The sequence below is a fragment of the Serratia sp. CY33802 genome (assembly GCF_052169095.1).
Taxonomy (GTDB): domain Bacteria; phylum Pseudomonadota; class Gammaproteobacteria; order Enterobacterales; family Enterobacteriaceae; genus Serratia; species Serratia bockelmannii.
Genome location: NZ_JBJNLL010000003.1, coordinates 105,431 through 129,312, shown reverse-complemented (window position 1 = coordinate 129,312; position 23,882 = coordinate 105,431). Strand labels below are relative to the sequence as shown.

22 protein-coding genes are annotated in these 23,882 nt (G+C 60.1%); 20 read left to right on the top strand and 2 right to left on the bottom strand.

The annotated features are described in order from the left end of the window. Positions 1-62: 62 nt before the first annotated feature. From ilvI to cra, 3 genes are all read left to right on the top strand, one after another. Complete coding sequence (gene ilvI / locus ACJ8HA_RS13930) at positions 63-1,781, top strand: acetolactate synthase 3 large subunit (protein ID WP_043135936.1); 1,719 nt, start codon at positions 63-65, stop codon at positions 1,779-1,781. A 2-nt stretch (positions 1,782-1,783) separates the two neighbouring features. After that, positions 1,784-2,275, top strand: coding sequence for an acetolactate synthase small subunit (gene ilvN, locus ACJ8HA_RS13925; protein ID WP_004932806.1), 492 nt, complete (start codon positions 1,784-1,786; stop codon positions 2,273-2,275). A 218-nt stretch (positions 2,276-2,493) separates the two neighbouring features. Then, on the top strand, positions 2,494-3,498 hold the full coding sequence (gene cra / locus ACJ8HA_RS13920; RefSeq protein ID WP_025301563.1) for a catabolite repressor/activator: 1,005 nt from the start codon (positions 2,494-2,496) through the stop codon (positions 3,496-3,498). 37 nt (positions 3,499-3,535) lie between these two features. Here the strand turns inward: cra and ACJ8HA_RS13915 are convergent, their stop codons facing one another. Beyond that, positions 3,536-3,976 (bottom strand): L-alanine exporter AlaE, encoded by a 441-nt coding sequence (locus tag ACJ8HA_RS13915; protein ID WP_025301564.1) that lies wholly within the window; start codon positions 3,974-3,976, stop codon positions 3,536-3,538. A gap of 864 nt (positions 3,977-4,840) precedes the next feature. On the opposite strand from ACJ8HA_RS13915, the gene mraZ reads away from it, so the two are divergent. The 16 genes from mraZ (at position 4,841) to lpxC (ending at position 22,692) form a co-directional block, all read left to right on the top strand. Next, the gene (mraZ, locus tag ACJ8HA_RS13910) at positions 4,841-5,299 is read left to right on the top strand and encodes a division/cell wall cluster transcriptional repressor MraZ (RefSeq protein ID WP_025159638.1); all 459 of its coding nucleotides are present in this window, start codon (positions 4,841-4,843) and stop codon (positions 5,297-5,299) included. 2 nt (positions 5,300-5,301) lie between these two features. Further along, a complete protein-coding gene (gene rsmH, locus ACJ8HA_RS13905) occupies positions 5,302-6,243 on the top strand; it encodes a 16S rRNA (cytosine(1402)-N(4))-methyltransferase RsmH (RefSeq protein ID WP_025301565.1) in 942 nt (313 codons plus the stop codon). Next, positions 6,240-6,560 carry a cell division protein FtsL gene (gene ftsL, locus ACJ8HA_RS13900; protein WP_025301566.1) on the top strand — a complete coding sequence of 107 codons (321 nt, stop codon included), beginning with the start codon at positions 6,240-6,242 and terminating at the stop codon, positions 6,558-6,560. Before rsmH ends, ftsL begins: the two co-directional genes overlap by 4 nt. Before the next feature lie 42 nt (positions 6,561-6,602). Beyond that, entirely contained in the window at positions 6,603-8,366 is a 1,764-nt protein-coding gene (locus tag ACJ8HA_RS13895; RefSeq protein ID WP_004932790.1) for a peptidoglycan glycosyltransferase FtsI, read from the top strand. After that, a complete protein-coding gene (murE, locus tag ACJ8HA_RS13890; RefSeq protein ID WP_342116885.1) occupies positions 8,353-9,840 on the top strand; it encodes a UDP-N-acetylmuramoyl-L-alanyl-D-glutamate--2,6-diaminopimelate ligase in 1,488 nt (495 codons plus the stop codon). Before ACJ8HA_RS13895 ends, murE begins: the two co-directional genes overlap by 14 nt. Then, positions 9,837-11,198 carry a UDP-N-acetylmuramoyl-tripeptide--D-alanyl-D-alanine ligase gene (gene murF, locus ACJ8HA_RS13885; RefSeq protein ID WP_342116887.1) on the top strand — a complete coding sequence of 454 codons (1,362 nt, stop codon included), beginning with the start codon at positions 9,837-9,839 and terminating at the stop codon, positions 11,196-11,198. The genes murE and murF overlap by 4 nt, the downstream gene beginning before the upstream one ends. After that, the gene (mraY, locus tag ACJ8HA_RS13880) at positions 11,192-12,274 is read left to right on the top strand and encodes a phospho-N-acetylmuramoyl-pentapeptide-transferase (protein ID WP_004932782.1); all 1,083 of its coding nucleotides are present in this window, start codon (positions 11,192-11,194) and stop codon (positions 12,272-12,274) included. The genes murF and mraY overlap by 7 nt, the downstream gene beginning before the upstream one ends. A gap of 2 nt (positions 12,275-12,276) precedes the next feature. After that, complete coding sequence (gene murD / locus ACJ8HA_RS13875) at positions 12,277-13,596, top strand: UDP-N-acetylmuramoyl-L-alanine--D-glutamate ligase (protein WP_049204793.1); 1,320 nt, start codon at positions 12,277-12,279, stop codon at positions 13,594-13,596. Further along, the gene (gene ftsW / locus ACJ8HA_RS13870) at positions 13,593-14,795 is read left to right on the top strand and encodes a cell division protein FtsW (RefSeq protein ID WP_025301570.1); all 1,203 of its coding nucleotides are present in this window, start codon (positions 13,593-13,595) and stop codon (positions 14,793-14,795) included. The genes murD and ftsW overlap by 4 nt, the downstream gene beginning before the upstream one ends. A gap of 3 nt (positions 14,796-14,798) precedes the next feature. Further along, entirely contained in the window at positions 14,799-15,863 is a 1,065-nt protein-coding gene (gene murG, locus ACJ8HA_RS13865) for an undecaprenyldiphospho-muramoylpentapeptide beta-N-acetylglucosaminyltransferase (protein ID WP_004932773.1), read from the top strand. Between the two features lie 84 nt (positions 15,864-15,947). Next, positions 15,948-17,423, top strand: coding sequence for a UDP-N-acetylmuramate--L-alanine ligase (murC, locus tag ACJ8HA_RS13860; RefSeq protein WP_025301571.1), 1,476 nt, complete (start codon positions 15,948-15,950; stop codon positions 17,421-17,423). Then, positions 17,416-18,336, top strand: coding sequence for a D-alanine--D-alanine ligase (locus ACJ8HA_RS13855; RefSeq protein WP_127146503.1), 921 nt, complete (start codon positions 17,416-17,418; stop codon positions 18,334-18,336). Before murC ends, ACJ8HA_RS13855 begins: the two co-directional genes overlap by 8 nt. A 1-nt stretch (position 18,337) precedes the next feature. After that, on the top strand, positions 18,338-19,189 hold the full coding sequence (gene ftsQ, locus ACJ8HA_RS13850; RefSeq protein WP_004932761.1) for a cell division protein FtsQ: 852 nt from the start codon (positions 18,338-18,340) through the stop codon (positions 19,187-19,189). Continuing rightward, the gene (gene ftsA / locus ACJ8HA_RS13845; RefSeq protein ID WP_004932758.1) at positions 19,186-20,442 is read left to right on the top strand and encodes a cell division protein FtsA; all 1,257 of its coding nucleotides are present in this window, start codon (positions 19,186-19,188) and stop codon (positions 20,440-20,442) included. Before ftsQ ends, ftsA begins: the two co-directional genes overlap by 4 nt. 74 nt (positions 20,443-20,516) lie before the next feature. After that, on the top strand, positions 20,517-21,671 hold the full coding sequence (ftsZ, locus tag ACJ8HA_RS13840; protein WP_004932757.1) for a cell division protein FtsZ: 1,155 nt from the start codon (positions 20,517-20,519) through the stop codon (positions 21,669-21,671). Positions 21,672-21,774: 103 nt separating this feature from the next. Continuing rightward, positions 21,775-22,692: a UDP-3-O-acyl-N-acetylglucosamine deacetylase gene (gene lpxC / locus ACJ8HA_RS13835; protein WP_004932754.1), complete on the top strand. Its 918-nt coding sequence runs from the start codon at positions 21,775-21,777 to the stop codon at positions 22,690-22,692. A 101-nt stretch (positions 22,693-22,793) separates the two neighbouring features. On the opposite strand, the gene ACJ8HA_RS13830 is transcribed toward lpxC, so the two are convergent. Continuing rightward, the gene (locus ACJ8HA_RS13830) at positions 22,794-23,309 is read right to left on the bottom strand and encodes a DUF721 domain-containing protein (RefSeq protein ID WP_164064006.1); all 516 of its coding nucleotides are present in this window, start codon (positions 23,307-23,309) and stop codon (positions 22,794-22,796) included. 26 nt (positions 23,310-23,335) lie between these two features. On the opposite strand from ACJ8HA_RS13830, the gene secM reads away from it, so the two are divergent. Next, complete coding sequence (secM, locus tag ACJ8HA_RS13825) at positions 23,336-23,866, top strand: secA translation cis-regulator SecM (protein WP_049204789.1); 531 nt, start codon at positions 23,336-23,338, stop codon at positions 23,864-23,866. Positions 23,867-23,882: the final 16 nt, after the last annotated feature.

Sequence of the window (23,882 nt, the reverse complement as noted above, 5' to 3'; positions counted from 1 at the left end):
GCCCCGCAGCAGGCGCTACGTTCCGGCGCCAGAGAAGAATAAGCAAGCCTGGAGGCAAACCCATGGAGATGTTGTCAGGAGCCGAGATGGTCGTCCGATCGTTGATCGATCAGGGCGTTAAGCATGTATTCGGCTATCCCGGCGGGGCGGTGCTCGATATCTACGACGCCCTGCATACGGTCGGAGGGATCGATCATATTCTGGTGCGCCACGAGCAAGGTGCGGTGCACATGGCCGACGGTTACGCGCGCGCCACCGGTGAAGTGGGCGTGGTGTTGGTGACCTCCGGCCCCGGCGCCACCAATGCCATTACCGGTATTGCCACCGCCTATATGGATTCGATCCCGATGGTGGTGCTGTCGGGACAAGTGCCCAGCTCGCTGATCGGCTACGACGCCTTCCAGGAGTGCGATATGGTGGGGATTTCGCGTCCGGTGGTGAAGCACAGCTTCCTGGTAAAACGCACCGAAGACATCCCGGCGGTGTTGAAGAAGGCCTTTTACCTGGCCTCCAGCGGCCGCCCCGGCCCGGTAGTGATCGATCTGCCGAAAGATATTGTCGGTCCGGCGGTGCGGATGCCTTATGCCTACCCGCAGGACGTGAGCATGCGTTCTTATAACCCGACGGTGCAGGGCCACCGTGGGCAGATCAAACGCGCGTTACAAACCATTCTGGCGGCCAAAAAGCCGGTGATGTACGTCGGCGGCGGCGCGATCAACGCCGGTTGTGAAGCTGAATTACTGTCGTTGGCGGAGCAGCTGAACCTGCCGGTAACCAGCAGCCTGATGGGATTGGGCGCTTTCCCCGGCACCCATCGTCAGAGCGTCGGTATGCTCGGCATGCACGGAACCTATGAAGCCAACAAAACCATGCACCATGCCGACGTGATCTTCGCCGTAGGCGTGCGCTTCGACGATCGCACCACCAACAATCTGGCTAAATACTGCCCGGACGCCACCGTGCTGCACATTGATATCGATCCGACTTCGATCTCCAAAACGGTGGACGCCGATATTCCGATCGTCGGCGATGCCAAGCAGGTGTTGGTTCAAATGCTGGAGCTGCTGGCGCAGGATGAGAAAGCGCAGGATCACGATGCGCTGCGCGACTGGTGGCAGTCTATCGAGCAGTGGCGTGCCCGCGACTGCCTGGGTTACGACAAGCACAGCGGCACCATCAAGCCGCAGGCGGTGATCGAAACCCTGCACCGCCTGACCAAAGGCGACGCCTACGTCACCTCGGACGTGGGCCAGCACCAGATGTTCGCCGCGCTCTATTATCCGTTCGACAAACCGCGCCGCTGGATCAACTCCGGCGGCCTCGGCACCATGGGCTTCGGCCTGCCGGCGGCATTGGGCGTCAAGCTGGCGCTGCCGGAAGAAACCGTGGTGTGCGTGACCGGCGACGGCAGCATTCAGATGAATATTCAGGAGCTGTCCACTGCGCTGCAATATAACCTGCCGGTGGTGGTGGTGAACCTCAATAACCGTTATCTGGGCATGGTGAAGCAGTGGCAGGACATGATTTATTCCGGCCGCCATTCGCAGTCTTACATGGATTCGCTGCCGGACTTCGTCAAGCTGGCCGAGGCTTACGGCCATGTCGGCATCGCCATCCGCACGCCGGATGAGCTGGAAAGTAAGCTGGCGCAGGCGCTGGCGGAAAAAGAGCGGCTGGTGTTCGTCGACGTGACCGTCGATGAAACCGAACATGTTTACCCGATGCAGATCCGCGGCGGAAGCATGGACGAAATGTGGCTTAGCAAAACGGAGAGGACCTGATCATGCGCCGTATTTTATCTGTCTTGCTGGAAAACGAATCCGGCGCCTTGTCGCGCGTGGTCGGGCTGTTCTCCCAGCGCGGTTATAACATTGAAAGCCTGACGGTGGCGCCGACCGACGATCCGACGCTGTCGCGCATGACTATCCAGACCGTCGGCGACGAGAAAGTGCTGGAGCAGATTGAGAAACAGCTGCACAAGCTGGTGGACGTGCTGCGCGTCAGCGAGCTGGTGCAAGGCGCTCACGTCGAGCGCGAGATCATGCTGGTGAAGCTGCAGGCCAGCGGTTATGGCCGTGAAGAGGTGAAACGCTGCGCCGACATTTTCCGCGGCCAGATCGTCGATGTGACGGCGACGCTGTACACGGTACAGCTGGCCGGCACCAGCGACAAGCTCGACGCCTTCCTGAGCGCGGTGCGTGAAGTGGCGGAGATTGTGGAAGTGGCGCGTTCCGGCGTGGTCGGCGTGTCGCGCGGCGACAAAATCATGCGCTGAGCGCGGTTTAGTGGCGAATAATCGGGGCGCGGCATGGCTGCGCCCTTTGTTTTTCGGCATTTTTTTGCCCGATTGCTGGCACCTTTCGGCAAAAGCGGTTGCTAGGTAGTGTTTTCTGCTGTTAGATCGCAGAGGCTGGATTGAATAACCGCACGGGATGTCATGGTTAATCCGAGCACAGCCTTCACTTCTATTTTCAGCGTCATTAAGGGGTTAATGTGAAACTGGATGAAATCGCGCGTCTCGCGGGCGTTTCGCGCACGACGGCCAGTTATGTCATCAACGGCAAGGCGAAGCAGTATCGTGTCAGCGATAAAACCGTCGAGAAAGTGATGGCCGTGGTCAGGGAGCATAACTACCACCCGAATGCCGTCGCGGCAGGGCTGCGCGCTGGGCGCACCCGTTCTATCGGTCTGGTGATCCCGGATCTGGAAAATACCAGCTATACCCGTATCGCCAACTACCTGGAGCGTCAGGCGCGCCAGCGTGGTTATCAATTGCTGATCGCCTGCTCCGAAGATCAGCCGGACAACGAAATGCGCTGTATCGAGCACTTGCTGCAGCGTCAGGTGGACGCCATCATCGTTTCCACCGCCTTGCCGCCGGAGCACCCCTTCTATCAACGCTGGGCCAACGATCCGCTGCCGATCATCGCACTGGACCGCGCGTTGGATCGCGAGCATTTCATCAGCGTCGTCGGGGCCGACGAGGAAGATGCCTTTGCGCTGGCGCAGGAGCTGCGCACCTTCCCGGCGGAGTCGGTACTGTACCTGGGCGCCTTGCCGGAGCTTTCGGTCAGCTTCCTGCGTGAGCAGGGCTTCCGTCAGGCCTGGCAAGAGGATCCTCGCCATGTCGATTATCTGTACGCCAACAGCTATGAGCGTGAGGCCGCCGGCGCGCTGTTTGCCGAATGGCTGAAAACGCACCCGATGCCGCAGGCGCTGTTCACCACGTCGTTCTCTTTATTGCAGGGCGTGATGGACGTGACGCTGAAGCAACGCGGCCGTTTGCCGACCGATCTGGCGATTGCCACCTTCGGCGACCATGAGCTGTTGGATTTTCTGGAGTGCCCGGTGCTCGCGGTAGCGCAGCGCCATCGCGACGTGGCCGAACGCGTGCTGGAGCTGGTGTTGGCCAGCCTGGACGAACCGCGTAAACCCAAACCGGGACTGACGCGGATACGCCGTAATCTGTTCCGCCGCGGTAGCCTGAGCCGCAAATAGGCCGCTCTACAGGAGCCCGCGTTGTCGGGCTCCTGGTTTAGACGTAACCCGCGACCCGAAACAGCCGTCGGCAATATTCCAGGAAATAGCCATACACTACGCCCATCGCCATGGAGACCAGCGCATTGCTGGTCACCGCCGCCAGCATTTGTTGGCCGTCGGCGCCCACGCTCCACAGAATGGCGGCATAAACCGGCGACTGGAAACTGACGTAAGCCAGCAGATCGGCGAGGTTGCGCAGTAGGAATTGGCCGCGTGGGCAGCGGCGTGCCGTGCGGATAAACAGATCGCGATAGCGGCCGTAAGGCCAGGCGATCAGGATGTTGACCGGGATCGACAGCAGGCGCGAAGAGAGGGATTGCTGGAAGCTCATGCCGGAGATCAACACTTCTATCGCCATGCCGGCGATAAAGCAGTACACCACCAGTGCGAACGTATCGGCAGCGGCGCTACGCCAGTGAGGGGCGGGCGAAAGCATGCACTCTCTCCTTTTTGGTTAATGTTCTGTTAAATTATTTATTCCTAGTTGTTAATTCTGGTTTTTTGCGCTTCATATAGTGTACTAATCTGTATTGTGTTTTTTAACTGGATTTAAATTTTTAATTTTAACATTTGTTCGGTTTTTGTCCCGCAGAACAGGGGCACAGGATGGGACAGGGAGATTAAAATCGGTGAATTTAAATAAATTCATTAAAAACATGCAGTTGCGATTTTTGGTGTTTGAAGAGGTTTTTTTCCGGCAAAAATTGTGGAAATAAAGGTGTAAGAAAATGAAACCATAATTGTAAACAGGTATTTTGGGAATAATCTTACCAAATTGATTTAAATTGAAATTACTTCTGCTCGTAATATCCGAGCCATTTATTTTTATCGTGCTCTCATCATGGCGGGACAAATTGAAGTAAAATAGCGCGCAGTTTCACGGTGAATAACGATTGAGCGTTATTAACTCAAGGGGTTATGGCCTTATTCTTCGGTCGATTCGCCAGGCGCTGAGCCTTGGCGGGCGCGGGGCGGCAGCGGTTACAGCCCTGAGATTGCCGAGCTGAAAAATGAGACATGGCTTGCAGAAGGAAGTAATGAGTTAATTAATCGCCAGTTCGTCAGGTTTTTAATCAGATTCTTTCCGCTTAGAAAATTCTCTCCGTTTATCATGGTGTTAATTTTTAATCGTCGAATAATCAGAGTTTCTTTCGCGAGTCAGCTCCCAAAATGACCAGAGAAATATTGCCAAAGCGCTGGCGCTCTGGCTTGACAAGGTTTTCATACCCTCCGTAAACTCCATTGTGTGGGAATTTGTGGGGTAAAGTGGTGAAAACGGTCACTAAGGGGTAGCTCAGGAATGTTCCGTGGAGCGACGATGGTCAACCTCGACAGCAAAGGGCGGCTCGCCGTACCTACCCGATATCGGGAATTGCTCAACGAGGAATCGCAAGGCCAAATGGTCTGTACCATTGACCTCCATCAGCCCTGCCTGCTGCTTTATCCTTTGCCCGAATGGGAAATTATTGAACAAAAATTATCACGTCTGTCGAGCATGAATCCCGCCGAGCGCCGCGTTCAGCGCCTGCTGTTGGGGCATGCCAGTGAGTGTCAGATGGATAGTGCCGGTCGTTTGCTGCTTGCCAATACGCTGCGGCAACACGCCGGGCTCACAAAAGAAGTGATGCTGGTCGGTCAGTTCAACAAGTTTGAACTGTGGGATGAACAGACCTGGTATCAACAAGTCAAGGATGATATTGACGCTGAACAGTCGACTCAGGAACCGTTGTCTGAGCGGCTACAGGACTTGTCGCTATAAGCATGTTGGAAAACTATAAACACACCACCGTCCTGCTGGACGAAGCCGTCAACGGCCTCAACATCCGCAGCAACGGCATATATATCGACGGTACTTTTGGTCGCGGTGGCCATTCTCGTCTGATTCTGTCCCAGCTGGGGCCGGAAGGGCGCTTGCTGGCAATTGACCGTGACCCTCAGGCGATTGCAGCCGCCAAATCTATTGAAGATCCTCGTTTTACCATCGTACACGGCCCATTTTCCGAGTTGTCGCACTATGTGCGGGAGCGCGAACTGGTCGGCAAGATCGACGGCGTTCTGCTCGATCTGGGCGTTTCCTCGCCGCAGCTTGACGACGCAGAGCGCGGGTTCTCCTTTATGCGCGACGGTCCGCTGGACATGCGCATGGATCCGTCCACCGGCCTGTCCGCCGCGGATTGGCTGATGAAGGCCGAGGCGGACGATATCGCCTGGGTGCTGAAAACCTTTGGCGAAGAGCGTTTCGCCAAGCGCATCGCACGCGCCATCGTCGAAAGAAACCGCGTGGAGCCGATGACGCGCACCAAAGAGTTGGCGGATCTGATTGCCGATGCCAGCCCGTTCCGTGAAAAGCACAAGCATCCGGCGACGCGCAGCTTCCAGGCGATCCGCATCTATATCAACAGCGAGCTGGAAGAGATCGAGCGTGCGCTCGACGGCGCGCTGGAAGTGCTGGCCCCACAGGGCCGTTTGTCGATCATAAGTTTCCATTCGCTGGAAGACCGCATCGTCAAACGCTTTATGCGTCACCACAGCCGCGGCGCTCAGGTGCCGGCGGGCATTCCGTTGACCGAAGAGCAACTGCGCAGCATGGGCGGACGAACGCTGAAAGCGCTGGGCAAAATGATGCCGTCGGAAGCGGAAGTGGCGGACAACCCGCGTGCGCGCAGCTCGGTGCTGCGTATTGCTGAGAGGATGCCCGCGTGATCGGCAACGAACGTCACGGCCTGGTCGGGGTGATTGGCGGCGATCTGCTGCGCAACGCCAAGATCCCCATGATTTTACTGATTGCGTCACTGGTCTCCGCGGTTTTCGTGGTGACCACCGCGCACCGCACCCGCCTGCTGACCGCCGAGCGCGAACAGCTGGTTCTGGAGCGTGATGCGCTGGATATCGAGTGGCGCAACCTGATTTTAGAAGAGAACGCCCTCGGCGATCACAGCCGGGTTGAACGTATCGCGACAGAAAAACTGCAGATGCAACATGTTGATCCATCGCAGGAAAATATCATCGTTAAACAATGAATGGTTTAACCGGAATAATGACACGGAGTAGAAAGGAAACGCATGAAAGCAGCGCGCCCCGGTAAGTTGAGACGCCAGGAAGATCAGGCCAGCTTTGTCAGCTGGCGTTTTGCGTTGCTGTGCGGCTGCATTTTGCTGGCGATGGTTGGCCTGATGCTGCGCGTCGCGTACCTGCAGGTCATCAACCCCGATCGTCTGGTGAAAGAAGGCGACATGCGTTCGCTGCGCGTGCAGGAAGTGCCGACCGCGCGGGGCATGATCAGCGATCGCGCCGGCCGTCCGTTGGCGGTCAGCGTGCCGGTCAATGCGGTGTGGGCGGATCCGAAAGAGCTGAACGAGCGCGGCGGCATCACGCTGGACAGCCGTTGGAAAGCGCTTTCCGATGCGCTCAACATCCCGCTGGACCAGCTTTCCAACCGCATCAACGCCAACCCGAAAGGGCGCTTCGTTTATCTGGCTCGCCAGGTGAACCCGGCGATTGGCGACTACATCCACAAACTCAAGCTGCCGGGGATCTACCTGCGGCAGGAGTCGCGCCGGTACTACCCGGCGGGGCAGGTGACGTCGCACATCATCGGTGTGACCAACATCGACGGGCAAGGCATCGAAGGCGTCGAGAAGAGCTTCGACCGCTGGCTGACCGGGCAACCGGGCGAGAGAACGGTGCGTAAGGACCGCTTCGGCCGGGTGATCGAAGATATCTCCTCCGTCGACAGCCAGGCTGCGCACAACCTGGTGCTGAGCGTCGATGAGCGCCTGCAGGCGCTGGTGTATCGCGAGCTGAACAACGCGGTGGCGTTCAACAAGGCCGAATCGGGCACTGCGGTGCTGATCGACGTGAACACCGGCGAAGTGCTGGCGATGGCCAACAGCCCGTCTTACAACCCGAACAACATGGCCGGTACGCCGAAAGAGACCATGCGTAACCGTGCTATCACCGATATTTTTGAACCCGGTTCAACCGTGAAGCCGATGGTGGTGATGACCGCGCTGCAAAACGGCGTGGTGAGAGAAAACAGCGTGCTGAACACCATCCCGTATCGCATTCAGGGCCACGAGATCAAAGACGTGGCGCGGTACTCGGAGCTGTCATTGACCGGGATCTTGCAGAAGTCGAGTAACGTCGGTGTTTCAAAGCTGGCGTTAGCGATGCCGTCCTCAGCGTTAGTAGATACTTACTCTCGTTTTGGGCTGGGAAAAGCGACCAATTTGGGGCTGGTCGGAGAAAGCAGTGGCATATACCCAAAAAAACAACGGTGGTCTGACATAGAGAGGGCCACCTTCTCTTTCGGCTACGGGCTGATGGTAACTCCGTTACAGTTGGCGCGAGTCTATGCAACGATCGGCAGTCTGGGCGTGTATCGCCCATTGTCGATCACCAAGGTTGACCCTCCGGTCGCCGGCGAACGCGTTTTCCCTGAACCTCTGGTGCGCACCGTGGTGCACATGATGGAAAGCGTGGCCTTGCCGGGCGGCGGCGGCGTGAAAGCCGCCATCAAGGGATACCGTATCGCCATCAAAACCGGTACCGCGAAAAAAGTTGGCCCGGACGGCAAATACGTCAACCGATACATCGCTTATACCGCCGGCGTCGCGCCGGCAAGTAACCCCCGTTTTGCCCTGGTGGTCGTCATCAACGACCCGCAGGGTGGGAAATACTATGGTGGTGCAATCTCCGCGCCGGTGTTCGGCGCCATCATGGGCGGCGTATTACGCACCATGAACGTCGAGCCTGACGCGTTGCCTACCGGTGACAAAAGCGAATTAGTGATTAACAAGAAAGAGGGTTCAGGTGGCAGATCGTAATTTGCGCGACTTACTCGCCCCGTGGGTGCCGACGGCACCCGGGCGCGCGCTGCGGGAAATGACATTAGACAGCCGTGTGGCGGCTGCCGGGGATCTGTTTGTCGCCGTGGTCGGCCATCAAACGGATGGACGCCGCTATATTCCGCAGGCCATCGCGCAGGGCGTCGCCGCCGTGATCGCCGAAGCTGACGGTCAGGCCGAAGACGGCGCCATCGTTGAGATGCACGGCGTGCCGGTGATCTACCTGAGCCAACTGAACCAGCGCCTTTCCGCGCTGGCCGGGCGTTTTTACCACCAGCCGGGCGAGCGTCTGCGTCTGGTCGGCGTGACCGGCACCAACGGCAAAACCACCACTACGCAGCTGTTGGCGCAGTGGAGCCAACTGCTGGGCGAAACCAGCGCGGTGATGGGCACCGTCGGCAACGGTCTGCTGGGCCAGGTGTGTCCGACCGAGAATACCACCGGTTCTGCGGTGGATGTTCAACACGTATTAAACGAGTTGGCGGAACAGGGCGCGACCTTCGCCGCCATGGAAGTTTCTTCCCACGGTCTGGTGCAACACCGGGTGGCGGCGCTGCCGTTCGCCGCGGCGGTCTTTACCAACCTGAGCCGCGATCACCTGGATTACCACGGTGACATGGCCAATTACGAGGCGGCCAAATGGTCGCTGTTCGCCGCCCACAGCGTGGGGCAGGCGATCATCAACGCCGACGATGAAGTCGGTCAGCGCTGGCTGAGCAAGCTGCCGGATGCGGTAGCGGTGACGATGCAGGGCAACCTGCAGCCGGGCGGCCACGGCCGCTGGCTGAAAACCACGGCGGTCGATTATCACGACAACGGCGCCACCGTTCGTTTCAGCTCCAGCTGGGGCGACGGCGAGATCGAAAGCCGCCTGATGGGCGCTTTCAACGTCAGCAACCTGCTGTTGGCCTTGGCCACGCTGCTGTCGCTGGGCTATCCGCTGGAGGCGCTGGTGGAAACCGGCAGCCGCCTGCAGCCGGTCTGCGGCCGCATGGAAGTGTTTAACGCGCCGGGCAAACCGACGGTGGTGGTGGATTACGCCCACACGCCGGATGCGCTGGAGAAAGCGCTGGAAGCCGCGCGCCTGCACTGCCAGGGGCAGCTGTGGTGCGTCTTCGGCTGCGGCGGCGATCGCGACAAGGGCAAGCGTCCGCTGATGGGCGGTATTGCCGAGCAGTTCGCCGATCGCGTGGTGATCACCGATGACAACCCGCGTACCGAAGAGCCGCGCGCAATTATCAACGATATCCTGACCGGATTGCTGGATGCCGGGCAGGCGCTGGTGATCCACGGCCGCGCCGAAGCGGTAACCAGCGCCATCATGCAAGCGCAGGCGCAGGATGTGGTGTTGGTGGCGGGCAAGGGCCATGAAGATTATCAGCTGGTGGGCAACCGCCGCCTAGATTACTCCGACCGCACGACGGTCGCCCGACTGCTGGGGGTGCTGGCATGATCCCTGTCTCTCTTCAGACACTGGCTGAGGTATTGAGCGCTGAACCGATCGGCGCCGATTGCCAAATTGTCGAGGTGACGACAGACACCCGCAAGGTGACCGCCGGTTGCCTGTTTGTGGCGCTGAAAGGTGAGCGTTTCGACGCTCACGACTTCGCGGCGGATGCCGTAGCCGCAGGCGCCGGGGCGTTGCTGGTCAGTAAGCGCTTATTGGTGGACGCGCCGCAGCTGGTGGTGAAAGACACCCGTCTGGCGCTGGGGCAGCTTGGCGCCTGGGTGCGTCAGCAGGTGCCGGCGCGCGTGGTGGCGCTGACCGGCTCCTCGGGCAAGACATCGGTGAAAGAAATGACCGCCGCCATTCTGCGTGAATGCGGCGAAGTGCTGTATACCGCCGGTAACTTCAATAACGACATAGGCGTGCCGCTGACGCTGTTGCGTCTGGAGCCGCAGCATGATTTTGCCGTGATAGAGCTGGGCGCTAACCACATTGGCGAAATCGCTTACACCACCGCATTGACGCGTCCGCAGACCGCTTTGGTGAATAACCTGGCGGCGGCGCACCTGGAAGGCTTCGGCTCGCTGGCCGGCGTCGCTCAGGCGAAAGGTGAAATCTTTACTGGCCTGCCGGCCGACGGCGTGGCGATCATCAACGCCGATAACAACGATTGGCCGCACTGGCAGAGCATGCTGGTCGGCAAAACCGTCTGGCGCTTCTCGCCGCAGGCCGCCGAAGGTGTGGACTTCTTCGCGGACAACGTGCGGGTGAATGGCGCAGGTACGCAGTTCACGCTGCACAGCCCGTTCGGCACCGCCGAGATCGCACTGCCGCTGCCGGGGCGCCACAACGTGGCCAACGCGCTGGCGGCCACGGCGCTGGCGATGTCGGTGGGCGCGACGCTCGAAGCGGTGCGTCAGGGGTTGAAACAATTGCAGGCGGTGCCGGGGCGCTTGTTCCCGGTGGCGCTGGCCGAAGGCAAGCTGCTGCTGGACGACAGCTATAACGCCAACGTCGGGTCGATGACCGCGGCGGCGCAGGTGCTGGCGGAAATGCCGGGCTACCGCGTGATGGTGGTCGGCGATATGGCCGAGCTGGGCGCAGAAGCGGAAGAGTGCCACCGTCAGGTGGGTGAAGCCGCCCGCCTGGCCGGGGTCGATAAAGTGATCAGCGTCGGCGGGTTGAGCCGCGTGCTGAGCGAAGCGTCCGGCAACGGCGAACATTATCAGGACAAGACAGCAGTGATCGCGCGCGTGGCGGAATTACTGTCGGAACATGCGGTCATCACCGTGTTAATCAAAGGTTCACGTAGTGCCGCAATGGAGCAGGTAGTACGCGCGTTACAGGAGAAAGCACCATGTTAGTTTGGCTGGCCGAACATTTGGTCAAGTATTACTCAGGCTTCAACGTCTTTTCTTATCTGACGTTCCGAGCCATTGTCAGCCTGCTGACCGCGCTGTTCCTGTCGCTGTGGATGGGCCCGCGGGTGATCAAGCGCCTGCAAGAAATGTCCTTCGGTCAGGTGGTGCGCAACGACGGCCCCGAGTCGCACTTCAGCAAGCGCGGCACGCCGACCATGGGCGGCATCATGATCCTGACCTCCATCACCATTTCGGTGCTGATGTGGGCCTACCCGTCCAACCCGTATGTCTGGTGCGTGCTGTTTGTGCTGGTGGGTTACGGCATCGTCGGCTTCGTCGACGACTACCGCAAGGTGGTGCGTAAGGACACCAAAGGGCTGATCGCCCGCTGGAAGTATTTCTGGCAATCGGTGATTGCGCTGATTGTCGCATTCGCCATGTACGCCGTAGGAAAAGACACGCCAGCCACCGAGCTGGTTGTGCCGTTCTTTAAGGACGTGATGCCGCAGCTGGGCCTGCTGTACATCCTGCTGGCCTATTTCGTCATCGTCGGCACCAGCAACGCGGTCAACCTGACCGACGGCCTGGACGGCCTGGCGATCATGCCGACGGTATTCGTGGCGGCCGGCTTCGCGCTGGTGGCCTGGGCGACCGGTAATATGAACTTCGCCAACTACCTGCATATTCCGTATCTGCGTCATGCCGGTGAGTTGGTGATCGTCTGCACCGCCATCGTCGGCGCCGGCCTCGGGTTCCTGTGGTTCAATACCTACCCGGCTCAGGTGTTTATGGGCGACGTCGGTTCGCTGGCGCTGGGCGGCGCGCTGGGCACCATCGCGGTGCTGCTGCGCCAGGAGTTCTTGCTGGTGATCATGGGCGGCGTGTTCGTGGTAGAGACGCTGTCGGTGATCCTGCAGGTGGGATCGTTCAAGCTGCGCGGACAACGCATTTTCCGCATGGCGCCGATTCACCACCACTATGAATTGAAAGGCTGGCCGGAACCGCGCGTGATCGTGCGCTTCTGGATCATTTCGCTGATGCTGGTGCTGATTGGCCTGGCAACGCTGAAGGTGCGTTAATCATGGCAGACTATCAGGGTAGAAAAGTCGTCATCATCGGGTTGGGCCTCACCGGCCTGTCCTGTGTCGATTTCTTCATGGCGCGCGGCGTGACGCCGCGCGTGATGGATACCCGTATCGCGCCGCCAGGGTTGGACAAACTGCCTGAAAGCGTGGAGCGCCATCTGGGCGATCTGAATCAAGACTGGCTGCTGGCGGCGGATCTGATCGTTGCCAGCCCGGGCGTCGCGCTGGCGACCCCGGCATTGAGCGCCGCGGCTGACGCCGGCGTCGAAATCGTCGGCGACGTCGAACTGTTCTGCCGCGAGGCGCAGGCGCCGATCGTGGCGATTACCGGCTCCAACGGCAAGAGCACCGTCACCACCCTGGTGGGCGAGATGGCGAAAGCCGCCGGTTGGGCGGTGGGCGTGGGCGGCAATATCGGCCTGCCGGCGCTGAGCCTGTTGCGCCAGGAATGTCAGCTTTACGTGCTGGAGCTGTCCAGCTTCCAGTTGGAAACGACGTATAGCCTGCGGGCGGCGGCGGCGACCATCCTGAACGTGACCGAAGATCATATGGATCGCTATCCGTTCGGTCTGCAGCAGTATCGCGGTGCCAAGCTGCGCGTGTATGAAAACGCCGCGGTGTGCGTGGTGAACGCGGACGACGCGCTGACCATGCCGGTGCGCGGCGCCGACGAACGCTGTGTCAGCTTCGGCGCGGACGTAGGCGACTATCACTTGAACCGCCAGCAGGGGGAAACCTGGCTGCGGGTGCGCGGTGAGAAGGTGCTGAATACGCGCGAAATGAAGCTGACCGGCCGCCACAATTACACCAACGCCCTGGCGGCGCTGGCGTTGGCGGATGCGGTCAATATCCCGCGTGCGTCCAGCCTGAAGGCGCTGACCACCTTCACCGGCCTGGCACACCGCTTCCAGCTGGCCTGGGAGCACAACGGCGTGCGTTGGATCAACGATTCCAAAGCCACCAACGTCGGCAGCACCGAAGCGGCGCTGAACGGCCTGCAGGTGGACGGCACGCTGCATCTGCTGCTGGGCGGCGACGGCAAGTCCGCCGATTTCTCGCCGCTGGCGCGCTATCTGCAGGGCGACAACGTGCGTCTGTATTGTTTTGGCCGTGACGGCGCTCAGCTGGCACAGCTGCGGCCGGAAGTGGCGACGTTGACCGAGACCATGGAGCAGGCGATGCGCACCATCGCCGGCCGCGTAATGCCCGGCGATATGGTGCTGTTGTCGCCGGCTTGCGCCAGCCTCGATCAGTTCCGTAATTTTGAAGTGCGCGGCGATGAGTTCGCCCGCCTGGCGCAGGAGCTTGGCGGATGAAACTACGCTTGCCGAACTTCGGGCTGACAGAACGGCTGAAAGACTGGGTGACCGGCGCGCGCGACAACGACGCGGTCAACATGGTGCTGTACGATCGCACCCTGCTGTGGTTGACCTTCGGCTTGGCGATCATCGGCTTCGTGATGGTGACCTCGGCCTCGATGCCGATCGGCCAACGCCTGGCGGACGATCCGTTCCTGTTCGCCAAACGTGACGCGCTGTACCTCGGCCTGGCGTTCGGCCTGTCGCTGGTGACGCTGCGCATCCCGATGGAAATTTGGCAGCGCTACAGCAACGTGATGCTGCTGATGTCGATCGTGATGCTGCTGATCGTCCTGGTGGTGGGGAGCTCGGTAAACGGGGCCTCGCGTTGGATCGCACTCGGCCCGTTGCGTATTCAGCCCGCGGAGCTGTCCAAGCTGTCGCTGTTCTGCTACCTGGCGAGCTATCTGGTGCGCAAGGTGGAAGAGGTGCGCAGCAACTTCTGGGGCTTCTGCAAGCCGATGGGCGTGATGGTGGTGCTGGCGGTGCTGCTGCTGGCGCAGCCGGACCTCGGTACCGTGGTGGTGCTGTTCATCACCACGCTAGCAATGCTGTTCCTGGCCGGTGCGAAAATGTGGCAGTTCCTGGCGATCATCGGCTCCGGCGTGTTCGCCGTGGTGCTGCTGATCATCGCGGAACCGTACCGTATGCGCCGCGTGACGTCGTTCTGGAACCCGTGGGCCGACCCGTTCGGCAGCGGCTACCAGCTGACCCAGTCGCTGATGGCGTTCGGCCGCGGCGAGTTCTGGGGGCAGGGGCTCGGCAACTCGGTGCAGAAACTGGAGTATTTGCCAGAGGCACACACCGACTTCATCTTCTCCATTTTGGGGGAAGAACTGGGCTATATCGGTGTGGTTTTAGCCCTGTTAATGGTATTCTTCGTCGCTTTTCGCGCGATGTCCATCGGGCGCCGCGCGCTGGAGATCGACCAACGCTTCTCCGGCTTCCTGGCCTGCGCGATCGGCGTGTGGTTCAGCTTCCAGGCGCTGGTTAACGTCGGCGCCGCCGCGGGCATGCTGCCGACCAAAGGTCTGACGCTGCCGCTGATCAGTTACGGCGGTTCGAGCTTGCTGATTATGTCGACGGCGATCGTGCTGTTGCTGCGAATTGATTATGAAACGCGCCTGACCAAGGCTCAGGCGTTTGTGAAGAGGTAAGGGATGAGCGGGAAACCTAAGCGTTTAATGGTGATGGCAGGCGGTACCGGTGGGCACGTGTTCCCGGGGCTGGCGGTCGCGCATCATCTGATGGCGCAGGGCTGGCAGGTGCGCTGGCTCGGAACCGCAGACCGAATGGAAGCCGATCTGGTGCCGAAGCACGGGATCGAGATCGATTTTATCCGCATCTCCGGCCTGCGCGGCAAGGGCCTGAAGGCTCAATTGACCGCACCGCTGCGGATCTGGCAGGCGGTGCGTCAGGCAAAAGCCATTATGCGCAGCTATCAGCCGGATGTGGTGCTGGGAATGGGCGGCTACGTCTCCGGTCCCGGCGGCCTGGCAGCCTGGCAGTGCGGCATCCCGGTGGTGCTGCACGAGCAGAACGGCATCGCCGGTTTGACCAACCGCTGGCTGGCGCGCATCGCCGCCAAAGTGATGCAGGCCTTCCCCGGCGCGTTCCCGAACGCCGAGGTGGTGGGCAACCCGGTGCGTACCGACGTGTTGGCGCTGCCACTGCCGGCAGAGCGGTTGCAAGGGCGCGAAGGCCCGATCCGCGTGCTGGTGATTGGCGGAAGTCAGGGCGCCCGCGTGCTGAATCAGACAGTTCCTGAAGTCGCGGCGCGTTTGGGCGATAGAATTACGCTCTGGCATCAGGTTGGCAAGGGCGCGCTGGAAACGGTGCTGCGCGACTACGAAAGGGTAGGGCAGACGCAGCACAAAGTGACCGAGTTCATCGACGACATGGCCGCCGCCTATGCCTGGGCCGACGTGGTGGTCTGCCGCTCCGGCGCGTTGACCGTCAGTGAAATCGCGGCGGCGGGGCTGCCGGCGATCTTCGTGCCGTTTATGCACAAGGATCGTCAGCAGTACTGGAACGCGCGTCCGCTGGAAGAAGCCGGCGCGGCGAAGATTATCGAACAGCCGCAGTTTAACGCCGATGTGGTGGCCGAACTGCTGGCGAGTTGGGATCGCAAGACGCTGCTGGCCATGGCCGAGAAAGCGCGTGCGGTCGCCATTCCGGATGCCACCGAGCGCGTGGCGGCGGAGCTGGTGCGGCTCGCCAAGTAACGAGTGCAGGGGTTCGGCGCGCCGAACCTGAATAAAAGCAATGTGATGTAGGGCCGGGGTACCGGATCCGGATTAGAGAGAGTGATGAATACACAACAACTGGCGAAACTACGTACTATCGTGCCCGAGATGCGTCGCGTCCGGCACATTCACTTTGTCGGCATCGGTGGTGCCGGCATGGGTGGTATCGCCGAAGTGTTGGCAAACGAAGGGTATCAGATCAGCGGCTCCGACCTGGCGCCGAATCCGGTCACCCAACAGTTGAGCGCGCTCGGGGCGACGATTTATTTCAATCACCGTCCGGAAAACGTGCTGGATGCGAGCGTGGTGGTGGTGTCTACCGCCATCTCCGCCGACAACCCGGAGATCGTCGCCGCTCGTGAAGCGCGCATCCCGGTGATCCGCCGCGCTGAAATGCTGGCGGAGCTGATGCGTTTTCGCCACGGTATCGCTATCGCCGGCACGCACGGCAAAACCACCACCACGGCGATGGTCTCGAGCATTTACGCCGAAGCCCGCCTGGACCCGACCTTCGTCAATGGCGGGCTGGTGAAGGCGGCGGGGACCCACGCACGACTGGGGTCCAGCCGTTATCTGATCGCGGAAGCGGATGAGAGCGATGCGTCGTTCCTGCATCTGCAGCCGATGGTGGCCGTAGTCACCAACATCGAAGCCGACCACATGGACACCTACCAGGGCGACTTCGAGAACCTGAAGCAGACGTTTATCAATTTCTTGCACAACCTGCCGTTCTATGGCCGCGCAGTGATGTGCATCGACGATCCGGTGGTGCGCGAGCTGTTGCCGCGCGTGGGTCGCCACATCACCACCTACGGCTTCAGTGAAGATGCCGACGTGCGCATCGAAGACTACCGGCAGATTGGGCCGCAGGGGCACTTTACCCTGAGCCGTCAGGACAAACCGTTGCTGACGGTGACGCTGAACGCGCCGGGCCGCCACAATGCGTTGAACGCAGCGGCGGCGGTGGCGGTAGCGACCGAAGAAGGCATCGACGACGAAGATATCCTGCGCGCGCTGGCGGGCTTCCAGGGCACTGGGCGCCGCTTCGATTTCCTCGGCGAGTTTCCGCTGGAGCCGGTCAACGGCAAAGCGGGCAGCGCGATGCTGGTGGACGATTATGGCCACCATCCGACCGAAGTGGACGCCACGCTGAAAGCGGCGCGCGCCGGCTGGCCGGACAAGCGTCTGGTGATGATCTTCCAGCCGCACCGCTACACGCGTACTCGCGATCTGTACGACGATTTCGCCAACGTGCTGTCGCAGGTGGATGTGCTGCTGATGCTCGACGTGTACGCCGCCGGCGAAGCGCCGATCCCGGGCGCGGACAGCCGCTCGCTGTGCCGCACCATCCGCAGCCGCGGCAAGCTGGATCCGATCCTGGTTTCCGATGCCGATACCGTGCCGGAAACGCTGGCGCAGCTGCTGCAGGATGAAGACTTGGTGCTGGTGCAAGGCGCCGGCAACGTGGGCAAAATCGCCCGTAAACTGGCCGAGCTGAAGCTGCAGCCGCCGAAGAAAGAGGAGGAGCACCATGGCTGATAAAGTTGCAGTTCTGCTGGGCGGCACCTCCGCTGAACGTGACGTTTCTCTGCAGTCCGGCGCCGCGGTGCTGGCCGGGTTGCGCGAAGCCGGCATCGATGCGCACGGCGTCGATACCCGCGATTTCCCGGTGACCCAGCTGAAAGATCAAGGGTTCACCAAAGTGTTTATCGCGCTGCACGGCCGCGGCGGCGAGGACGGCACCCTGCAGGGGCTGCTGGAGTTCCTCGAGCTGCCTTATACCGGCAGCGGCGTGATGGCCTCGGCGCTGACCATGGACAAATGGCGCACCAAGATGGTGTGGCAGTCGATGGGCTTGCCGGTGGCGCCTTACGTGGCGCTGAATCGCCAGCTGTATCTCGGCGCCGAAAAAGCGGCGCTGCTGGCGCGCGTGGCGGATCTCGGCCTGCCGCTGATCGTCAAGCCGAGCCGTGAAGGCTCCAGCGTCGGCATGAGCAAGGTCACCGAGAGCGCTGCGTTGGAAGCCGCGCTGGAAGAAGCCTTCCGCCATGACGACGATGTGCTGGTGGAGAAGTGGCTGAGCGGCCCGGAATACACGGTGGCAATGCTGGGCGACCAGGTGCTGCCGTCGATCCGCATCCAGCCGGCCGGCGTGTTTTACGACTACCAGGCCAAGTACATTTCGGACGACACGCAGTACTTCTGCCCGAGCGGTTTGAGCGCCGAGCAGGAAGCCGAGATGGCGGCATTGGCGCTGCGCGCCTACCGCGGTCTGGACTGCAGCGGCTGGGGCCGCGTCGACGTGATGCAAGACAGCGATGGCAGCTTCTATCTGCTTGAGGTGAACACCTCTCCGGGCATGACCAGTCATAGCCTGGTGCCGATGGCAGCGCGCCAGTTTGGATTAAGCTTCTCGCAGCTAGTGGCGAGAATTTTGGAGTTGGCCGACTGATATGTCGCAAGCTGCCCTGAATGCGCGCGATCGCGAGGTGGATAACGGCCCGCGCCGCAGCAATGGAACCCAGTTGGCGGGAATGATTTTCCTGCTGATGGTGTTGGGAACGGTCGTGTGGAGCGGTTGGGCGGTGCTTGGCTGGATGAAAGATGCCAGTCGCCTGCCGCTCTCAAGGCTGGTGGTGACCGGCGAACGCCATTACACCACCAACGATGATATTCGTCAGGCGATCCTGGCGCTGGGCGCGCCCGGCACCTTTATGACGCAGGATGTGGACGTTATCCAGCAGCAGATCGAACGTCTGCCGTGGATCAAGCAGGCCAGCGTGCGCAAACAATGGCCGGATGAGCTGAAGATCCATCTGGTGGAGTACGTCCCGGTGGCGCGCTGGAACGATTTGCACATGGTGGACGCCGAGGGCAAAGCGTTCAGCGTGCCGGCGGAGCGGGCGGGTAAGCAGAAGTTGCCGCTGCTCTACGGGCCGGAAGGGAGCGAGCAGGATGTGCTGGAGGGCTATCGGGCGATGAGCGCCACGTTGGCGGCCAGCAAATATACGCTGAAAATGGCGGCGATGACCGCGCGCCATTCCTGGCAGCTGGCGCTGGACAACGATGTCCGGCTTGAGCTGGGGCGCGATGACCGCAATGGGCGTTTGCAGCGGTTTATCGAGCTTTACCCGGTATTGCAGCAGCAGGGCCAGGCGGAGAGCAAGCGTGTCAGCTATGTCGATCTGCGCTACGAGTCCGGCGCTTCGGTAGGGTGGGCTCCGGTGTTGGTCGATCCGCAGGCGCTTGGCGGTCAGCAAAACAGTAATCAGCAACAGAATCAGGCACAGGCAAAACAACAATGATCAAGTCGACGGACAGAAAACTGGTAGTTGGACTGGAGATCGGTACTGCAAAAGTCTCCGCATTGGTAGGGGAAGTTCTGCCCGATGGCATGGTCAACATTATCGGGGTGGGCAGCTGCCCGTCTCGCGGCATGGATAAGGGCGGCGTAAACGACTTGGAGTCGGTGGTGAAGTGCGTACAGCGCGCCATCGATCAGGCCGAGCTGATGGCGGACTGCCAGATCTCGTCGGTGTACCTGGCGCTGTCGGGCAAGCACATCAGCTGCCAGAACGAAATCGGCATGGTGCCGATCTCGGAAGAGGAAGTGACGCAGGACGACGTGGAGAACGTGGTGCACACCGCCAAATCGGTGCGCGTGCGCGACGAACACCGCATCCTGCACGTGATTCCTCAGGAATACGCCATCGATTATCAGGAAGGCATCAAAAACCCGGTTGGGCTGTCCGGCGTGCGCATGCAGGCCAAGGTGCATCTGATTACCTGCCATAACGATATGGCGAAGAACATCGTCAAGGCCGTGGAACGTTGCGGCCTGAAAGTTGACCAACTTATTTTCGCCGGTCTGGCCGCGAGCTACGCGGTGCTGACCGAAGATGAACGCGAACTCGGCGTTTGCGTGGTGGATATCGGCGGCGGCACCATGGATATGGCGGTGTACACCGGCGGTGCGCTGCGCCACACCAAAGTGATCCCTTACGCCGGGAACGTGGTCACCAGCGATATCGCTTACGCCTTCGGCACGCCGCCGACCGACGCGGAAGCGATTAAAGTTCGACACGGCTGTGCGCTTGGGTCGATTGTTAGCAAGGATGAGAATGTAGAGGTGCCTAGCGTCGGGGGACGTCCTCCGCGCAGTCTGCAAAGACAGACGCTGGCTGAAGTCATTGAGCCACGCTACACCGAACTGTTGAATCTGGTTAACGATGAAATTTTGCAATTGCAGGAGCAACTGCGTCAGCAAGGGGTGAAGCATCATCTGGCGGCCGGTATCGTGCTGACCGGTGGCGCCGCCCAGATTGATGGCCTGGCAGCCTGTGCGCAACGGGTGTTCCACACTCAGGTACGCATCGGCCAACCCTTGAACATCACGGGTCTGACGGATTATGCGCAGGAGCCTTACTACTCGACGGCGGTAGGTCTGCTGCACTATGGAAAAGAGTCTCACCTGAGCGGTGAGACAGAAGTAGAAAAACGCGCCTCGGTGGGCAATTGGTTTAAACGCATCAATAGCTGGCTGAGAAAAGAGTTTTAATGTTTCAACAAAGAGATCATGCTGAGTAATCTTTTTATGATCTCGCAGCGACAGGCACAAAACGGAGAGAAACTATGTTTGAACCAATGGAACTAACCAATGACGCGGTGATTAAAGTCATCGGCGTCGGCGGCGGCGGTGGCAACGCCGTTGAACACATGGTGCGCGAGCGCATCGAAGGTGTTGAATTCTTCGCTGTGAACACGGACGCCCAGGCGCTCCGCAAAACGGCGGTTGGCCAAACCATCCAGATTGGTAGCGGTATTACCAAAGGTCTGGGTGCGGGCGCGAACCCTGAAGTGGGTCGCAATTCAGCGGAAGAAGACCGCGAAGCCCTGCGCGCAGCGCTGGACGGCGCAGACATGGTCTTCATCGCAGCCGGCATGGGCGGCGGTACCGGTACCGGTGCAGCGCCAGTGGTGGCTGAAGTGGCTAAAGATTTGGGTATTCTGACCGTGGCCGTGGTGACCAAGCCTTTCAACTTCGAAGGCAAAAAGCGCATGGCATTCGCGGAGCAGGGTATCGCTGAGCTGTCCAAACACGTGGACTCGCTGATCACTATCCCGAACGACAAGCTGTTGAAAGTTCTGGGTCGCGGCATTTCCCTGCTGGACGCGTTCGGCGCGGCCAACGACGTGCTGAAAGGCGCGGTGCAGGGTATCGCCGAGCTGATCACCCGTCCGGGCCTGATGAACGTCGACTTCGCCGACGTGCGCACCGTGATGTCCGAAATGGGCTACGCGATGATGGGTTCCGGCGTGGCTTGCGGTGAAGACCGCGCCGAAGAAGCGGCCGAAATGGCGATCTCCAGCCCACTGCTGGAAGACATCGACCTGTCCGGCGCGCGCGGCGTGTTGGTCAACATTACCGCTGGCTTCGACCTGCGTCTGGATGAGTTCGAAACCGTGGGTAACACCATCCGCGCGTTCGCTTCCGACAACGCTACCGTGGTTATCGGTACCTCGCTGGATCCAGAAATGAACGACGAACTGCGCGTAACCGTGGTTGCAACCGGTATCGGTATGGACAAGCGTCCTGAAATCACCCTGGTGACCAATAAGCAGGCCAGCCAGCCGGTGATGGATCACCGTTATCAGCAGCACGGCATGTCGCCTCTGCCGCAGGAAGTGAAACCTGCCGCGAAGGTGGTCAACGACCAAGCTGCGCAGCCGAATAAAGAGCCCGACTATCTTGATATTCCAGCCTTCCTGCGTAAGCAGGCAGACTAAGAATATCCTGAGAATTTGGAATCTCCGCTCTTTGTGCTAAACTGTCCCGCCAGCCATGCTGTATGCTTGGCTGGTAGGATGGATAACATTGCGAGATAAAACGATGATCAAACAAAGGACATTAAAACGTATTGTTCAGGCGACTGGCGTCGGTTTGCATACCGGCAAGAAAGTCACGCTGACAATGCGCCCAGCGCCGGCTAATACCGGGGTCATCTATCGTCGCACTGACTTGAATCCACCGGTTGATTTTCCGGCTGATGCAAAATCCGTGCGTGATACCATGCTCTGTACTTGCCTGGTGAATGAGCATGACGTGCGTATTTCGACCGTTGAGCACCTCAACGCCGCGCTGGCTGGGCTGGGCATCGACAACATCGTCATTGAAGTCGACGCCGCTGAAATCCCAATCATGGACGGCAGCGCCAGTCCGTTCGTGTTCTTGCTGCTGGATGCCGGCATCGAAGAACTGAACTCGGCGAAGAAATTCCTGCGTCTGAAAGAGACTGTGCGTGTTGAAGATGGCGATAAATGGGCCGAGCTGTCCCCGCATAACGGGTTCCGCTTGGACTTCACCATCGATTTCAACCACCCGGCTATCGACGCCAGCTCTCAGCGCTATCGCCTTGATTTCTCGGCTGAGTCGTTCGTGCGTCAAATCAGCCGCGCGCGCACCTTCGGGTTTATGCGTGACATCGAATACCTGCAGTCCCGTGGCCTGGCCTTGGGCGGCAGTTTCGATTGCGCCATCGTGGTAGACGACTACCGCGTGCTGAACGAAGACGGTCTGCGTTTCGAAGACGAATTCGTACGTCACAAAATGCTGGACGCCATCGGCGACCTGTTCATGTGCGGCCACAACATCATTGGCGCGTTCACCGCGTTCAAGTCTGGCCACGCGCTGAACAACAAACTGCTGCAGGCCGTGTTGGCCAAGCAGGAAGCGTGGGAATACGTGACCTTCCAGGACGAAGCCGAAATGCCATTGGCATTCAAGGCACCGTCTACCGTATTGGCGTAAGGTCTGAATTCCTCGCCTGCGAATAACGGCAGGCGCATCTCCTGAGAGCCTGAGCATTCAGGCTCGTGATGCCGTCTGGTGTTTTGCAGCTGTGTCGCTGATTACTTATCACGACTGGTTGTGTTGGTACCCTCTCCGGCCAATGCAGCCAGCCGTTCCAATATCTTGCGCAGCTTTTCCGGGCTACGGCTCGCCAATCCTCTCAGTTCCTTCGCACTTTCCAGACTCAAATGCCGCATTGGCACGGGTTTTTCAGGCGCTTTTTCGGCGTTTTGCACCTGGTTGCTGCCTTTCGCCATCAAGGCCGGATTAATCCTGATGTCGATCGACGACAATGATGGTAGAATTTGCGCTCGTAGTGCAGACAGCAAAGCGGGTTGTTCGTAGCGCAAGCGCATCATCCAACTGGCATTTGCCGTTTCGAGCACTAAAATACCCTGTCGGAAATTCGCGACGCGGCACCAGGGATGCAGGGGAGCGGGCAACAGGCCCTTCACTGCACGGTTAAGCTTGAGCAGCGCCACCGCGCGTTGCTGGACGTTTTGCAGCGTCCCTTTGCTGCCGGCAGACGCGTCGTCGAACAGGACATCTAATAATTGTGGACGGCTATCGCGCATAATGGGCTCCGGCGGATTATAAACTCGTGATCGGTATTCTAAATCGTTGGCGACAATTTGGCAGACGTTATTTCTGGCCCCATCTCCTGTTAGGGATGGTTGCGGCCACGCTTGGCGCACCTTCCAATTTGTCCGGCGCCCCCGATCAGGCCGCACTGCCGAGCACATCGTCCAGCCTTAACCGGCAAAATTCGGCCAACGGCACCTTCAACAGCCTGGCCCTGCTGCAGGACGCACATCGCCGTCCTACCTTCAGCGTAGATTATTGGCAGCAACATGCGCTGCGCACCGTCATTCGTCACCTCTCTTTCGCGCTGGCGCCGCAGGCGGTTTATGCGCGGGTGCAGGAAAGCGAAGCCGAAGCGGAACCCCCTTTGCAGGTAGCGCAACTGGCGCTGCTTTCTACTCTCAACGCGCTGCTGACGCACGAGCCGAAGCCGCCGACCATCATTCGCCACACCCACCTTGAGGTGCTGCCCACGCTGGCGCGCCACCAGACCGGCCTGTGGGTGGCGCAGGTGCAGGGCATTCGCGCCGGGCCAGCCGCTCTCGTCTGACTTCGCCCTTCGGGCA